Origin of the sequence: Psychrobacter maritimus (genome assembly GCF_904846345.1) — a bacterium.
Lineage (GTDB): Bacteria > Pseudomonadota > Gammaproteobacteria > Pseudomonadales > Moraxellaceae > Psychrobacter > Psychrobacter maritimus.
This window is the reverse complement of sequence record NZ_CAJHAJ010000004.1, coordinates 234,481-251,068: the sequence shown is the minus strand read 5'-3', so window position 1 is coordinate 251,068 and position 16,588 is coordinate 234,481. Positions and strand designations below refer to the sequence as shown.

Sequence of the window (16,588 nt, the reverse complement as noted above, 5' to 3'; positions counted from 1 at the left end):
ATTATTGGGATTATTCATAAGCTTGCCCTAAAAGTTATCATTATCAGTAATTTGTTTTAAAGTGATTTTTTTAAAGTAACTGTCTTTAAAGTGATTGTTTTTAAAATGGCTGTTTTAAAATGACTATGCCGCCCGCTTTTTATTACTTAACGGGCGATTATTTTTAGTCTAGTTTAGCATAATTCAAGTGGTGCTTAGCCTTTAGCATTGTAGAGCGCTGTCAAATTGTAAAAACGTGGCAATCCATAACAAACAGCCATGCCAAAAACCGTGCCAAACAGACTGCTTTAAACAAGACTAAAAATTATGCTAGCAATCATACTGTAAACCATACGCTGGTCTAAGCAAGTTTCGCTTAAGGTTTGGACACAAAAATCTGACCTTTGATAGGCCAAACTTCGCCTACTCTTAGCGAGCGCTAAACCGTTGTATTTTTTAATTTACTCAACCACTTATATTGGAAATGACCTATGTTATCACTATCGAATAACTATAAAAAAATGACCCAAATGGGCGCCGCCGTGCTTCTCGCTACCATTGCATTATCGTCAACAGGCTGTAGCACCACTCAAGAATTTAAGCCGACCGCTAGCGTCATGGTTGGGGCGCATAAGTCGTTATAACGGCTTTATGCTCATTATAAATACGTATATTACTAGACGCATTAACATACGCTCTTCTCATTCTATAAATCAGTTACTTATCAGCTGCCTTTTTATATAAGTAGAACCTATCATGTCATTGTCACTGCCTTCATTACTGTCTTTACCATCATCTGCTCACTCTCTACGCCTTGCCTGCGCTTTGGCTATGGCCACTACCCTTGCGGCTTGCCAAACCAGCGCGATTTCTTCGGCAAGTGAAGTTACTACAAATCAAAATACTACGACTACAGATGTGGTAAATAAAAACCAAACGCTTAAAGATGCTGAGCAATCTTCAGCGTTGACCATGGATATGTCTGGTCGCCATGAATACAAGCTCGCAAACGGTCTAAAGATAGTGGTCAAAGAAGACCACCGCGCGCCTGTGGTTATGACTCAAATTTGGTATCGCGTCGGGTCAGCAGATGAGCCACTTGATAAAGGTGGCATCTCCCATGTGCTAGAGCATATGATGTTTAAAGGCACCACTGATGTGTCAAGCGACGATTATGAGCGTTTGATTGCTAAATTTGGCGGCGTTAATAATGCCTTTACCAGTTACGACTATACTGGCTATTACGAGCTATTCCCTGCCAATCGTTTGCCGTTAGCTTTAGAGCTAGAAGCGGATCGCATGAAAAACTTAATATTTGATGACAAAGCGTTTGCCAAAGAGCATCAAGTGGTGATGGAAGAGCGTCGTCAGCGTACGGATGACAACCCCCTTGCCAAAGCTTATGAGTCCTTTCGCTTGCTGGCATTGCCGAACAGCCCGAAAGGTGAATCGGTCATTGGACCCATGAGCGAGCTTGAATCGATTACTCTTAACGATTTAAAAGACTGGTATAAAATATGGTACGCGCCCAATAATGCGACGTTGGTTATCGTCGGTGATGTGGAACCAACCGAAGTATTGGCGCAGGTTAAACGCTACTTTGGGGCGCTAAAACCAAGCGCGCTACCCAAGCGTCCTGCGGTCACTCAAAAGGGCTTTCGCGGTTATCAGCAAGTAGAATCTGAGCAAGCGGTGCAAGTGCCAGTTTTATTAATGGGTTATAACGTGCCCAGTCTGGTGAGCGCTGGTGCTAATAATGAAAAACAAGCCTATGCGCTATCACTTGCGCAAGATGTGCTAGACGGCGGTTTATCAGCACGTTTAGAGAGCAGACTGGTACGCGAGCAAGGTCTACTCACCACAGTTGGTACGTCTTACGATTTGCTTGATCGCGGCGATGGACTGTTTTTGATACAAGCAACCCCGCGCGAAGGCGTCAGCTTAGCGCAAGCACAACAAGCCATCATTAATGAGATTAATAAACTATCGACCGACCCGATTGCTGCCGATGAAATCGAGCGCGCCAAAACCAATACTGTCACCGGTTTGGTGTATGCACAGGACAGCATGGAAGGTCAGGCGCGTATGATTGGCTCACTGCAATCTATCGGTCTTGATGATAGGTTACTGGCCAAATTGCCAACCAAGCTTGATAGCGTAACGATTGCGGATATCCAAGCGGCAAGTAAAAAGTATTTGGTCAAAGACAATTTAACGGTGATGCATATCATCCCGCCTAAAGAGACTGCCGATAAAGATAAAGCTAGCCAAGATAAGATGAGCGAAGACACCGTTAATAAAAATGATGCTACTAAAGAAGCGGTAAGTAAAGCTAAATAACATCAACATGCTCTCTAGTTACCTTGGCAAAAACCCGATACTTATGACCTTATGAATAAGAAGAAAGACATGACTCAAATACCTTTTCTTAAGAAAACCAAATTCTCATCTAATGTTAAGCAGCTTCCTTATTTGAGTGCTTGTGCATTCTTTGGGATGATGACCTTGACTACTATCGCTCAGGCAGATATGGCGGGCGGCGAAGATGCTCGCACGCCGGCTGCCGCAGTCGATACTAGCGCGCCTATTGCCGCTTTAGCTAAGCTTAGTAGCCTTGATAATGCCAAACCTTTAGAAGTCACTGTTCCAAAGATTCAAACCTTTAAGACCAAAGCCGGTATTCCTGTGCTTTTTGTACCGACGACTACCTTACCCATTGTCGATATTGATTTGCGCTTTAACGCCGGTAGCGCACGTGATGGTAGTATCAGTAAATCAGGCTTTGGTATCGCCAATATGACCGCGACGATGCTTGAACAAGGCTCTAAACGCTTAGATGAAAATGAGTTCACGCGGGCGGTCGAAACCTTGGGTATCAATCTAAGCAGTGGCGCTTATAAAGACATGTTTATTGTCTCGTTGCGTAGCTTATCTGATGATAAGCATTTACTGCCTGCCGTTGACTTAATGACGCAAATGCTTACTGAACCCAGCTTTGACGAGCAAATATTAGCCCGTAATAAAGCACGCTTACTGGTCGGTTTACAACAGCAAAAACAAGACCCAGGCAGTCTTGCTAGCATTGCCTTTAGCAAGGCACTCTATGGCGACCATCCTTACGCCCATCCATCGGTTGGCACGCTTGAAACGGTTCCTAATATTAAAAGACAACAGTTAATCGACTTTAAAAACCGCTATCTAGTCGCCGCCAATGCGTCGCTTGCCATGACTGGTAATTTGACTTTGGCACAAGCAAAAAATTTGGCTGAAGAAATAACGGCTGACTTGCCAGCGGGCCAAGCGGCGACTACCCTACCCGAACCAAAACCATTAACCCAATCTCAGCACATTCATATTCCGTTTCCTAGTAGTCAAACCACGGTATTAATGGGGCAATTGGGCGATAAGCGCGCCACTGACCCCCAAGCGCAGCAAAAGCAAACCAACTTTGCCGTCGGTAATGAAGTATTAGCAGGAGGCGATTTTAACGCGCGCTTGATGACCGAAGTCAGGCAAAACCTTGGTTATACCTATGGCATTTCAGGCTCTATGAACCCGATGCTGGCGCGCGGACCTTATCAGATTGGTTTTTCGACTCGTAATGATAAAGCGCGCGCGGCGATTGATGCCAGCTTGGCGGTGATTAATGAGACGTTAGATAAAGGTATCACCAGCGATGAGATGAGATTGACCACGGATAATTTAAAAAACAGCTTCCCGATGGGTTTCGCCAGTAACGCAGGAATCAATAGTCTACTTGGCATGATGAATTTTTATCAGCTACCTAACAGTTATCTGACCAATTATGTCAGTCGTATCGAACAGGTTAAACTGTCAGAGGTCAACCAAACCCTGCGCGACACCTTAAAACCTGACGACTTTTTAATCGTTACCGTTGGTGAGGTTAACCCTTGGGATGAGAAGACGTCTAAGAAAAAATAATAAGCCTGATAGCGTGTTCTTTATAGGCATTTAAGAATATCGATTGAGCGTTGATATACCTTTATTGATAATCAATTATCTATAAAAATTAAACTCGATAAAAAAGCTCAGCCAGTAATATTTACTGGCTGAGCTTCTTTAATTCACGATATAGTTTTTAAAAATATACTATTTAATAGCGGCAAGCAGAGCTGCTACTGGCATGATTAAAGCCCCATTTACGATAACCATCAGTATCTAAATGAATCGCACCGGTAGAGTATAATCCTAGGCCAAAGTTGTGCGATTGACCCTGATATTGCCAAAACTCACATAAGCTGTCTTGCATGCGACTCAATTGCCATGGACTACTTTCATATTCTGGCACCCAAATATCCATCGCGCCGGCGGTCATGTGCTTACTGGCGTTTGCCCCGCCTGCACAGCCATTTAACCCAGGACTGCGATAGACTGAACGTATCTCGGTATTGGCAGGCAAGATACCTTGGTTTTTGAGCTGACTATAAAGCTGCAAGGTCGGCACAATATTCGCCCATAGCTCCTGCGGCGGTAGCTGATAAGGCTCATAGCCGCATTTATCCCAACTACGGGCAGTCGTTAGCAGCTGTGATAAGGGCGGGACGTTTTGTGCCCCCACTCTTGAGCTTAAATAGCGCTGATAATTGGCCACTTGTCCGGCGCGGTAGCTATTACTATTTAACCACGTATTAAAATCCATACTGGTAAAATCGTTATAATTACTATTTCCGAAGTTATTATTACCAGTGTTATAAGTGGTGTTATAACGTGGCGTAACTTTATTGGTAATGACGCGTTTGCTCTCTTCTATCGACAAACCACTATCAAAATTAAATTCACGCTGTTTTTGTTGAATGAGCCCTTGCATACTATCGCCGCCTAAGCTATTTGACCCACTTCTGCCCTCGCTTAATATTGTCGCGCCGCCACTATAACTATTGCTTTGACTGTCATAATTTCTAGCAGGCGTGATATAGGCGTTAGAAGTGCTATCAGTAGCGCTACTGCCATGGCGGATTTGGATACGGCGCTCACTATTATCACTTATAATAGCGGCAGAAGCCGAGACACTGCTGGCACAAATACATAGGGCAATAACAGGCTTATATATTTGCCTATAAACAGATTTTTTTGTCTTTATCATTATTAGAAACTACCGCTAAAAACGTTTTATCGATACTATCAAATTTTAAGCAAGCAGGCTAAACTATCGCAGCGAATCAGCGGTCACCTATTCGTTATTAACACTTATCCTTATAATGTTCATATTGACGTTACTTTATTACCAGCAAGTTACTTTATTCGCTATTATCTGGTTAAATGAACGCCTTATAATCGCCGCTTGCTTAGTGATTAGTTGCTTAATTGCTGATCTATTATCTTTATCCGTCAAACCTGACTTTTCTTTCACACCAACTGCCAGTCACATTTTGCCTATGTCTTCTAACCCGCAATACCGTTTTTCACGTCAGAGCCATCATCTAGGTCAAGGTCATGCGCCGACACTATGGCAACGTACTCATATTGACCCGTGGCTAACCCTACTGCTATTAACGGTTTGCTGTATTGGTTTGACAATTTTATACAGCGCATCCGGCCAAGATAGCGACATGGTCATACGCCAAATGGTCAGCTATGGCGTTGCCTTTACGGTGATGTTTATCATGGCGCAGATACCGCCTAGCCTCTATCGCACCTTTACCCCCATATTTTATGTGTTAGGGCTGATATTATTGGTACTGGTTGATATCATTGGCGAGGTGCGCATGGGTGCGCAGCGCTGGATTAACTTACCGGGATTTGGCAGTGTGCAGCCTTCAGAGTTTATGAAACTTGGCATGCCGATGATGTGTGCGTGGTTTTTATCCAAACGTGACTTGCCGCCCTCACTATCCAGCATTGCCATCACTTTGGCGTTAATCGTAGTGCCGGTATTGTTAATCGCTAAAGAACCTGACCTTGGTACTTCATTACTGGTCGCGGCCAGTGGCATTTTTGTGTTGTTTTTGGCAGGGCTTTCGTGGCGATTGATTGCGAGTGCAGCGGCTTTGGCAGTGCCTTTGGTCGCCTTCGCTTGGAATTTCTTATTACATGATTACCAACGTACGCGCGTCTTAACCCTATTTAATCCTGAGGCTGACGTCCAAGGAGCTGGCTGGAACATCATTCAATCCAAGACCGCTATTGGTGCAGGCGGCCTCACTGGCAAAGGCTATCTAGAAGGCACGCAGTCTCATCTACATTTTTTACCAGAAGGTCATACTGACTTTATCATTGCCGCCTTTTCTGAAGAATTTGGCCTGCTTGGCGTGATATTACTCATGTCTATTTATGCCTGTGTGCTGACTCGTGCCTTATATATTGCGTTCACCCATCCTGATACCTATAGTCGATTATTGGCAGGCGCGATTGCTATGTCCTTTTTTGTCTATGTTTTCGTCAATGTCGGTATGGTCGGCGGCATTTTGCCGGTTGTCGGTGTGCCTTTGCCTTTTATTAGTTATGGTGGTACAGCTATCGTTACCTTAATGGCAGGTTTCGGCTTATTGATGTCAATCCATACTCATAAATCTGATTAATGCTTTTTTAAGCAACTTGCAAATGAAGCAACTTGCAAAGTGAATTATGTATAGCAATTTTTATGCTTAATGGCCGTTTTAGCATTGGTTAAAATAACGACACAAACACGCTATTAAGCATCCAATTTAGTCATTTAAAAAGTCATTAGGCAGCAAACCGGTGGGCAAATTTAGGAAGAATTTGCCATCAGCATTCATTCAGCCTTTATTCCATATCAACACAGAATTTGCAAAATTAGGCGGATATTTGCTGGTTTAACCTAATTTTATTTGTAATCAATTCTACATAGATTGTCATAAAAACCCTAACATCACGCACTTATTAATAATCATAAGTCATTGTTATTATTACAATTTATACCAATAACCTACCAACTACAACCCTATAAAAACCCACTATTAGTCCACTCATACTGAGAGGTTTTATTCCTTGTTTTTTACAAATAATTGCGTTAACCTCGTTTTATGGTAGATATGATACATAACCCGTACATAGCTACTAACAAACTTATCATTCAATTATATTGTCGTTGTAGCTCCTCCGTATAGTTAGCAACTTGTAGATTTCAGACTTTCAAAGTTACTACTTAATTAACGGTTTAATAACAAAGTAATACGTAATACACTTTAAACTCTTTATTAATTTAGCATTGTGTGAAAGTTTGGTTATCGAATAGCAGTATCCCATTTTAGTGGTTGATGCGTTATTTAATTCATATTGTTAACTATCATTTGAGCGTGTCATAAGTTAAGTTTGGTGATTTGTCCCTAAATCATAAACGCCTACTCACTTATGATGATGAAATAAAAATTACCATATATTAAAATTTATTGAAGCCGGGCAGTAACGTCAGTCATTATGAGAAAGGTGATTGATCTCGGTTTTAGGGTTTGCGGCTGGGTTAGATTGGTCTAACGCTGCCTCGCTCCATCTAAGAGGTTTTTAGTGTTAAGTTTTGATGTATAAGTTATAGAGGTATTTATGAATAAGCGTTTATCTGGTTTACTTACAATGTCAGCCGTTTTATTTGCTGGCTCTGCAGTCGCTTCTAATGCAAATGCGGTAGAATCAAAAACCTCCCTTGCAATGATCTCGCAAGATAACGCCTCCCATATTGACCGTGTACTCGGTGAACTTAGTCGTCAGCACGACGGCGCATCAAGCTTAGTTAAGTCTGCCCGCCAACCTACTTCATTGGCACTGAGCAGCTCACTGTTGGCCAGTGACACCGCACAAGTATCTAAAGACGAAGACGTGCTAGAACGTCTAACAGCAGTCGCCTCTAACTCTGTGAGCAAATTTAAACAAACCGGCTTAGCCTCTTGGTATGGTCGTCAGTTTCATGGTCGCAAAACCGCTAGCGGTGAGACTTTTGATATGAATGGCCTAACCGCTGCGCACCGTTCACTACCACTGAACTGCTACGTTAAAGTGACCAATAAAAACAATGGTAAAAGCGTTGTGGTAAAAGTAAATGATCGTGGTCCGTTCCATGGTAACCGTGTGTTAGATTTGTCTTATGGTGCGGCCAAACAACTTGGTATTACTGGTAAAGGTGTGGGTAACGTGGCTATTGAACGTGTTTCAGGCCCATCCTCTTAAACCATTAACGTCTTAGAACAATAGCGTTTTAAGCCCTTAACGGTTTCGTGTTATAGAAAAACCATACTTTTAGCTTCAAATAAAAAAGCGCCTAACTCATTCAAAGTTAGGCGCTTTTTTGTTGTGTAAATTTTAATTATGAATATAAAAGGGTTTGCTATTAAAACCTTATAGCTCAAACGCCCTTTCAATCGCATCATCTAAGCGTTCTACTGCAATCACATTGATACCTTTGAACTGCGGCGCGTCTTTAGCAGGCGCATTGGCTTTAGGAATAATCGCATTTTTAAAGCCGTGCTTCATTGCTTCTTTTAAGCGTTCTTGACCATTAGGTACAGGGCGAATTTCACCGGACAAACCGACTTCACCAAAGACAGCCAGTGATGACGGTAAAGGTTTTTCTTTGATACTAGAGGCACAAGCTAAGAGCACTGCCAAATCAGACCCTGTTTCTATTACTTTCACGCCGCCGACGACGTTGACATAGACGTCTTGTCCACTGGTATGGATACCGCCATGGCGATGCATGACCGCAAGTAACATTGATAACCGCTGAAAATCTAGTCCCAATGCCATGCGCCTCGGTGAGCCTTGTGAATCATCAACCAAGGCTTGTACTTCCACCAGTAGCGGTCTGGTACCTTCACGGCTCACCATGACCACAGAGCCTGCCACGGGTTTGTCATAACGGCTTAAAAATATCGCTGACGGATTGGCGACCTCTTTAAGCCCCATATCAGTCATGCCAAAAATTCCTAACTCATTGACCGCGCCAAAACGGTTTTTCACCGCGCGTATCATACGAAAACGCGAGTCAGACTGACCTTCAAAATATAAAACCGTATCAACCATATGCTCAAGCACACGCGGCCCTGCCAGCGTTCCTTCTTTGGTCACATGCCCCACTAAAAATAATGCCGTACCGGTTTGCTTGGCATAACGGGTCAAAATAGCCGCCGACTCGCGAATCTGACTGACACCGCCCGGTGCCGAATTGATGGCATCGGTATAAATGGTCTGAATCGAGTCAATAATAGCAATCGCAGGCTGCTCTTGGGTTAATGCGGCACAAATAGTCTCTACATTGGTTTCAGCGAGCACGCGCAACCTATCAGCAGGCAAATCTAAACGTTTAGCACGCATAGCCACCTGCGCCAATGATTCCTCACCCGTCACATACAGAGCACTACCCGCCAATGAATCAGCCTTTGCCATATTGGTCGCTGTTTGCAGCAAAATCGTCGATTTACCGATACCTGGGTCACCACCTATCAAAACGACAGAACCGGCCACCAATCCGCCACCTAATACCCGATCAAACTCACTGATACCGGTTGGTAAACGCGTATCTAAACCTACGCTTACGGCATTGAGTGGCATGACTGCACTATGTGTGCCGGAATAGTTCCCGGTTGGTGCTCCACCCGACGAGCGAGGTGTTGCACGATTTGCTGCTGGTTTAGCAGTGCTTTTGTTATGATGAGGCATGCTGACATTTGGGGCTTCAACTAAGCTGTTCCATTCGCCGCAATCAGAGCACTGTCCCGACCATTTACCAAAATGTGCACCGCAGCCTTGGCAGACATAGCTACTTTTATTTTTTGCCATAACGTATGAACCTTATTCAGCTGGTCAATCGAAAGTAATAAATAAAGAATAATAAATAGAATTTATGAAGCTCTATAGGAGCTTTAATATAAGAGCAGTGGAGATGATATATCAGCCTGTAGAGTCAGGCGGTAATTTATAGAGGACTGTGCTTGCAAAGAATGTACTGACAAAAACTGCTCTTATAAAAAAGCAATCACCAAATATCCGTTGAAGGTCTGCCTAATAACGAAATATTTGGCTAAAAATACAGATGAGGTTTTAGAAAATTATATTAATTAAGACATGAGATTTTTTATACCTGAAAATCCTTACCAAGGTAAACAGATTTTACTAATTCATTTTCTAATACTTCGCTCGACGTCCCTTCAGCAATAATAGCGCCTTCTGAAACGATATAGGCTTTTTCACAAATTGCTAAAGTATCACGTACATTATGGTCAGTAATTAAAACTCCAATACCACGATTTTTTAGGGTTAAAATAACGTCTTTAATATCCCCTACAGAGATAGGGTCAACACCTGCAAAAGGCTCATCTAATAAGATAAATTTGGGGTCAGCAGCCAAAGCGCGCGCAATCTCACAGCGACGGCGCTCACCACCTGAGACACTCATGCCCAGTGATTTGCGTACATGTTCTAAATGGAACTCACCGATCAATTTTTCAAGCTCTTGGCGCTGCTCAGAGGCGCTCAACTCTTTACGAGTTTGCAGAATAGCTAAGATATTGTCTTCAATAGATAATTTACGGAAAATAGACGCTTCTTGCGGCAAATAGCCGATACCGGCGCGCGCACGCTCATGCATGGCATATTTGGATAAATCCATTTTTCCTAAGGTCACACGGCCCTTGTCCATGTTGACCAGTCCTACCACCATATAAAAGCTGGTGGTTTTGCCCGCGCCGTTTGGACCTAGTAGTCCAACGACTTGCCCTTGTTCAACAGAGAATGACACATCTTTCACCACCCAGCGTTTACCATAGCGCTTACCTAAATTTTGCATCGTTAAACGAGCGACAGGTTCAGAGCTATTAGCTGACGCTACAGAGTCACTATTAAGCTCATTGCTATTAACAACATTATTTTTAATATCACTCATAACTTACTCATCACTTACTTGTAAAGTTGCAACACTCAAGCACTAATATGGATAGCTTAAATATGGACGGCTTATAGGTTTAAAGATTTTAATTCATTGAGCAATATTAGCCATCTAATCAATTGTCATTTAACATGTTAATCGGTTTAATTACTTAGCGTATGCTGCTTTGATTGGTGCTGTTATTAGGCGGGAAAACCAACTCTACGCGTTGATTGCCACCAGCGGTTGCTTCTACATCGCCCGCTTTTAAGCTATAACGAATGACATTACCGGCAAAGCTTGCGCCATTTTGTACCAGTTTTGCATTACCCGTAAGCGTAACGATACCTGTGACCGCGTTATAGTCGATTTTATTGGCCTGACCTTTTGCCAAGCCTTTTTCTTGTGTAACCACCTGCTGCATGGTGGCTGGACGACCGGTTGCGACGGCCGAATTGATACTGCGACCCTGTGATAAATTGACCGTAATATTATCAGCGGTCATCTTGAACGTCCCTTGCGTAATCACTACCGTACCCGAATAGCTGGTAATTCCTGTGCGTTCGCTATAAGTGGCTTTATCGGCCAATAATTTGATTTCTTGATTGGCATCTGATGGCAAGGCATGGCTATATAACGGCAAGGCTAACAGCATCACCATCGGCAGCGCACGTAATCCGTTTGATACTTGAATAGAGTGCGTCGATAGCAAGCGTAAAGTAGGCAAAAAAGTGGATTTCATAAAAGTTACTCGTGTCATTATGGGTAGTAGAGTTTGCAAACTTCCTGCTAGGTGCTGCTGTTAATATGCATCTAATATCAGTATAGAGGCTAAAATAATTGGGTGATTAGGACAATATTAAAGCGGCAGCTGATATTAATTTGAAGCTTAAGTCGCTATTAAAACAAGGCTTTGTCTTGGCGTTTCGCTGGCGTAAAGGCAACCGCAACCTTGCCAAATTCATAATCACCAGTTTCAAGATTGGCAGTCATGCTAGAGGCCTCAAAGCGATTCATACCTTGCTCGACTTTGACTGGCTCATCACTATAAACTTGACCTGACTTGGTATTGCCTTTTAATGTAGTACCCGTCACTTTAATAGGTTCAACATCGGACGCACCGGCTTTACCTTCGCTGACCAAGGAGAAACCGCCTGATAAGCTCATTTCACCCGTCTGCTGACTGATAGCGGCACTGCCCGCTTCAATACGATAGCGCTGCTCATCTGAAGGCTCCCAATTCATCGTAATGCCTTTCATCTCATCCTTATTGGTCACAGGATTGTGGGTCAATGATTCAGCACTCAGCTCGTACTCAGTTTCACCTTTCTCATTGGTCTGCACCGCCTTGATATCGGTGGCTTCATAATCAACATCCGTCGCTTCGATACTGACCGGTGGCGTAATCTCTCCTTGCTGCTTAAAAAACCAGCCAGCAATCACAGCGAGAATCAACGCAAGAACGATTAAAACACGAGTATTCACGACAAGTTATCCTGAGTTTTGGCTTCATCAAGCGTATAAGACGCAATAAAGTCTTGATAGTGGCCATGACCCTTTAAAATCAGATCACATATTTCACGTACAGCGCCGGTGCCGCCTGCGCGCGTGGTCACCATATGGCTGCGTTTTATGACTTCTGCATGCGCATTTGGAACAGTTGCAGCAAAACCAACGGTTTGCATGGCTTTAATATCGGGTAAATCATCACCCATATAGGCACAATCGGCAGCGGTGATATTGAGCGCAGGATCAAGCGTGGCTAATAGCTCGTTTAGAGCTATCAGCTTATCATCACGACCTTGGACAATGTGATTGACACCTATCTCAGCAGCGCGCTTGTCTACCATAGGGCTGCTACGACCGGTAATAATAGCGGTTAAAATACCATAACGTGCCAACGACTTAACGCCCACGCCATCTTGTACTGAAAAGGCCTTGGTTTCAATACCATTGGCATCATAAATAATTTGACCGTTTGACAAAATACCGTCAACATCCATGACCAATAACTTTACCTGTCCGGCTTTTTTTATTAAGTCTTGCATCAGTGCTCTCTTGTTAAAGGCTTTTTTAATATGGTTGTTATTAATATAGTACTTATTAATACAATAGTCATGAATGCCATCATTGTTAATGCGGTACTTACTTCACACCGGCTTGTAATAAATCATGCACCGTAATGACGGCTTCCAAGCGCTCTGCCTCATCAATAATCAGCAGCTGGCTAATCCCATTTTCATTCATCACACTTAGCGCATCTGATGCGCGCATGCTTTTACTGACGCGACGTGGATTGCTTACCATCAAATCACGCATCGGAGTTTGCAAATCAATGCCTTTCTCTAAGCCGCGGCGCAAATCACCATCGGTAAATACACCGACCACTTTTTGTTCGTCATCAGTGACCACTGTCATACCCAAACGCCCAGCCGACATAGTAAATAAAGCGTCTTGTAGTGGCGCTTGTTGATTAATCAGCGGTAAGTTTTCTGAATTGGTATGCATCAAATCTTCAACGCGCGTCAGTAGCTGTCGTCCTAGCGCGCCAGCGGGATGCGATAATGCAAAATCTTCTGAAGTAAAGTTACGGGCATGAACCAAAGCTACTGCCAACGCATCGCCTAATGCCAAAGTCGCCGTGGTACTAGAAGTCGGGGCAAGATTAAGCGGGCAAGCTTCCTGTGATTTACCAAGCGTCAGAACGATGTCCGCTGCACGTGGTAGCATGCCGCGTTTGTCTCGGCTGATACTAATCAGCGGAATATTCAAGCGCTTAACTACGGGTAGCAGCATTCTAATCTCGTCCGATTCACCCGAGTTTGAGATGGCAAGTAAGACGTCGCCCTGTACTAACATCCCTAAATCACCATGCCCTGCTTCACCTGGGTGCATAAAAAATGCTGGCGTACCCGTAGAAGCAAAGGTCGCTGCTATTTTGCGCCCAATGAGTCCCGACTTACCCATTCCCGTCACCACCACTCGCCCTTGACAAGCTAAGATAATATCGCAGGCTTGGGCAAATCTATCATCGATTTGCTCAGTTAACAATTCTAGTGCCGCCATCTCAGTATGAATCGCTTCGATAGCAGTACTAATAAATTGTTGATGGGTTAAATTGCGTTGGGGATTACTCATACAGCAGCTCGATATTTAGTGACTTTACATTCAGCGACTTTCAATTTAGTAATTTTTAATTATATAACTTAAAATTTAATGACTTTAAATTCTTCAAATTGGAATATGCGATGAATCAATAGAATATTTTACTATACTATGCTCTCGATTAATAACGCTCTAGCTTAATAGTATCGCGCATGATGATATGCCATCATTTTAGCACTAACATTGGCATTGATAGATGCAATTATACGTCTATTTATACAAAAAAAACCCACTATAATATAGTAGGTCTTAATCAGATATAGAACATCTTAATAACATACTTTTTAATTAAGCGTTACTTTAGATTTGAGCAATATGTTTCTAGCCCATTATTGCAAGCACAACCTCTTGAGTACGATATTTTAGGCATAAAACTTAAACACAGTACTTTCAACGTAGATTTTAGTTATTACTGTCGTCAGTATCGTCATTTGGTTTATTTTCGAAGCCCGCATTATCTGACGGCGCCTCAAAACCACGGTCTTGACCAAAACCACCGCGCTCAAAACCGCGTTCTTGACTTTGACCAAAGCTGCCACGCTCAAAACCGCGCTCTTGACCTTGGCTAAAACCGCCACGATTAAAGCCACTACGATTGGCAAAACCGCGCTCTTCAAAACCACCTGTGCTCGCAAGGTTACTACCGCGCTCAAAGCCACTACTCATACCACCACCTTGATAACCAACGGGTGCGGCACTTGGCGTGGCTGTACTGGTGCCAGTTGCTGTGCTACTTCTAGGATTGCGCGCTGGCACTACTGTTGAGATGGCATGTTTATAAACCATTTGGCTAACGGTATTTTTTAGCAATACCACATATTGGTCAAATGACTCGATTTGACCTTGTAGTTTAATACCATTTACCAAAAAGATAGAAACGGGGATGCGATCTTTGCGCAGCGAATTCAAGAACGGATCTTGTAAGGTTTGTCCTTTTGACATGAAATCTCTCCTAAATATTGTATAATTATTTTTAATGCCAATTATTTTAAGTGTCGCTTTAATTATAATGGCTAAGGGCAGATACAATAATAAGTTTTATTTATAAAACGTATCTAAATAAGCGCTCATTGTTGTTAAGTGATTCCACTTTATCGTGAATACGTTATTATTGTAAATTATTAAGTAACCACTTGTTTCAAAAGCCATTTTATCAACAAACGTTAATTAATGACCATTAAACAAGCGGTTATATAAATATAATTCCCACTGTGCTACTGGGTTTAAATTATAGCAGCTATCTACATTATACTTTGAAACTAATTGTCATTATTTTTTACGTCTTGCTAATTCCGCTATCGGTTTAATCCGTCAGCAATGTAAGCAGGCATCGATATAAATAGGCATCAATATAAATAATCTCGCACCTGTGCCATGGTATCAAACGTTTTTATCGTTATAGCATTGTCTATTTGCTTATCATTGTTAGACACATCACCAGATAAATCAGACAATTGAGTAAGTTTACGCAGCCAAGTGTATTGGCGCTTTGCTAGCTGTCTTGTCGCATATAATGCCTTATTTTGCATTTGCTGACAAGCAAGCGCCTCAGTCCGGCTAGTGTGCTCGGGCGCTTGAATGGCTAGCTGAGCTGTGCGCTCGGATCTTATCTGCCCACTTATTGAAGCATCTAATTGACCAAAAGCATCATAAAACTGTGCTTTATCTAAATGTGCTTGCTCAAATACTGGGTGATTAATATGCAAGAGATACTCCAATACTTGCCGATAGCCAACACAGCGCATCGATGGCAAATTGGGCGTCAGTGGATACTGCTCAAGCAATCCTATCACTTCAGCGACCAATCCTTCATTCCACATGATATCCAAACGTTGCTCAATACGCTTATGCAACCATGGGCGATCAGGCATCACTGCCAACGCATGCCAATTTTGATTGGGATTATGAGCCAAGGCTTTTTTAGGCTTTTTTTGCCAATCACTGATGGGTATGTTGGTTTGTAGATAGACTTCAAGCGCTCGAGTAATACGCTGAGTATCCGTTGCATTAAGACGCTCATGGCTTATTGGATCTATCTTACCAAGATAGTCATACAGCGCACTAATACCCTCCTCTTGCCGCCACTGCTCCACGCGTGCGCGCACGTTATCATCACTGTCTGGGACTGGCGATAGCCCATCAATGAGCGCCATGTAATACATCATGGTACCACCGACGAGCAAGGGAATTTTGCCATTCTCATGACAGCTATCAATCAAACGGGCAACATCATGCACAAACTCAGCGACGCTATAGCTCTGCATCGGGTCAATGATATCGACTAAATGATGCGGATAGCGCGCCAGCTCAACAGCCGTTGGTTTCGCCGTACCGATATTCATATCACGATATATCAATGCTGAATCGACCGAAATCAGCTCGTAACGCCCCGTATCAAATAACTCATAAGCCAGTGCAGTCTTGCCACTCGCGGTTGGTGCCATCAAACACACCACGCTATTATCCGTTAGCTTGGAATTGAGGCGATAAGATAAGCTGTCAGACGAAATTTGCATAGAATTGCCTTTATTAATTATATGATTAGCACTAAGGAAATTTGCGACTTGTCACTGCTAAAATTTGCTTATTATATTTTTTATGCCGTTAGAT

Annotated in this window: 13 protein-coding genes and 1 pseudogene; 5 read left to right on the top strand and 9 right to left on the bottom strand. The window is 42.9% G+C overall.

Going from position 1 to position 16,588, the window contains the following annotated elements; translation table 11 throughout:
- Positions 1-470 precede the first annotated feature (470 nt).
- The 3 genes from JMX50_RS07575 (at position 471) to JMX50_RS07565 (ending at position 3,921) form a co-directional block, all read left to right on the top strand.
- Positions 471-623: a hypothetical protein gene (locus JMX50_RS07575; protein WP_201565270.1), complete on the top strand. Its 153-nt coding sequence runs from the start codon at positions 471-473 to the stop codon at positions 621-623.
- Positions 624-735: 112 nt separating this feature from the next.
- A complete protein-coding gene (locus JMX50_RS07570) occupies positions 736-2,319 on the top strand; it encodes a M16 family metallopeptidase (RefSeq protein ID WP_227670964.1) in 1,584 nt (527 codons plus the stop codon).
- A 69-nt stretch (positions 2,320-2,388) separates the two neighbouring features.
- Entirely contained in the window at positions 2,389-3,921 is a 1,533-nt protein-coding gene (locus JMX50_RS07565) for a M16 family metallopeptidase (RefSeq protein ID WP_201629071.1), read from the top strand.
- Positions 3,922-4,093: 172 nt separating this feature from the next.
- Here JMX50_RS07565 and JMX50_RS07560 read toward each other — a convergent pair whose 3' ends face one another.
- Complete coding sequence (locus JMX50_RS07560) at positions 4,094-5,083, bottom strand: D-Ala-D-Ala carboxypeptidase family metallohydrolase (protein ID WP_201629070.1); 990 nt, start codon at positions 5,081-5,083, stop codon at positions 4,094-4,096.
- A 292-nt stretch (positions 5,084-5,375) separates the two neighbouring features.
- On the opposite strand from JMX50_RS07560, the gene rodA reads away from it, so the two are divergent.
- Together rodA and JMX50_RS13320 are read left to right on the top strand one after the other, a co-directional pair.
- The gene (rodA, locus tag JMX50_RS07555; protein WP_201629069.1) at positions 5,376-6,518 is read left to right on the top strand and encodes a rod shape-determining protein RodA; all 1,143 of its coding nucleotides are present in this window, start codon (positions 5,376-5,378) and stop codon (positions 6,516-6,518) included.
- 1,255 nt (positions 6,519-7,773) lie between these two features.
- Positions 7,774-8,121: pseudogene (locus tag JMX50_RS13320) on the top strand (septal ring lytic transglycosylase RlpA family protein); the annotation flags it as partial.
- A 168-nt stretch (positions 8,122-8,289) separates the two neighbouring features.
- On the opposite strand, the gene radA reads toward JMX50_RS13320, so the two are convergent.
- From radA to miaA, 8 genes are all read right to left on the bottom strand, one after another.
- Positions 8,290-9,729: a DNA repair protein RadA gene (gene radA / locus JMX50_RS07545; RefSeq protein WP_201629068.1), complete on the bottom strand. Its 1,440-nt coding sequence runs from the start codon at positions 9,727-9,729 to the stop codon at positions 8,290-8,292.
- A gap of 295 nt (positions 9,730-10,024) precedes the next feature.
- Positions 10,025-10,735: an LPS export ABC transporter ATP-binding protein gene (gene lptB / locus JMX50_RS07540; protein ID WP_201565290.1), complete on the bottom strand. Its 711-nt coding sequence runs from the start codon at positions 10,733-10,735 to the stop codon at positions 10,025-10,027.
- A gap of 250 nt (positions 10,736-10,985) precedes the next feature.
- Positions 10,986-11,474 carry a lipopolysaccharide transport periplasmic protein LptA gene (gene lptA, locus JMX50_RS07535; protein ID WP_183619124.1) on the bottom strand — a complete coding sequence of 163 codons (489 nt, stop codon included), beginning with the start codon at positions 11,472-11,474 and terminating at the stop codon, positions 10,986-10,988.
- Positions 11,475-11,713: 239 nt separating this feature from the next.
- Entirely contained in the window at positions 11,714-12,298 is a 585-nt protein-coding gene (gene lptC, locus JMX50_RS07530) for an LPS export ABC transporter periplasmic protein LptC (RefSeq protein WP_201565264.1), read from the bottom strand.
- Positions 12,295-12,861: a KdsC family phosphatase gene (locus tag JMX50_RS07525; RefSeq protein WP_201629067.1), complete on the bottom strand. Its 567-nt coding sequence runs from the start codon at positions 12,859-12,861 to the stop codon at positions 12,295-12,297. The genes lptC and JMX50_RS07525 overlap by 4 nt, the downstream gene beginning before the upstream one ends.
- A 97-nt stretch (positions 12,862-12,958) precedes the next feature.
- Positions 12,959-13,951: a KpsF/GutQ family sugar-phosphate isomerase gene (locus tag JMX50_RS07520; RefSeq protein WP_201625159.1), complete on the bottom strand. Its 993-nt coding sequence runs from the start codon at positions 13,949-13,951 to the stop codon at positions 12,959-12,961.
- A gap of 429 nt (positions 13,952-14,380) precedes the next feature.
- Complete coding sequence (hfq, locus tag JMX50_RS07515; RefSeq protein WP_201565261.1) at positions 14,381-14,920, bottom strand: RNA chaperone Hfq; 540 nt, start codon at positions 14,918-14,920, stop codon at positions 14,381-14,383.
- 404 nt (positions 14,921-15,324) lie between these two features.
- The gene (miaA, locus tag JMX50_RS07510; protein WP_201629066.1) at positions 15,325-16,494 is read right to left on the bottom strand and encodes a tRNA (adenosine(37)-N6)-dimethylallyltransferase MiaA; all 1,170 of its coding nucleotides are present in this window, start codon (positions 16,492-16,494) and stop codon (positions 15,325-15,327) included.
- Between the last annotated feature and the right edge of the window lie 94 nt (positions 16,495-16,588).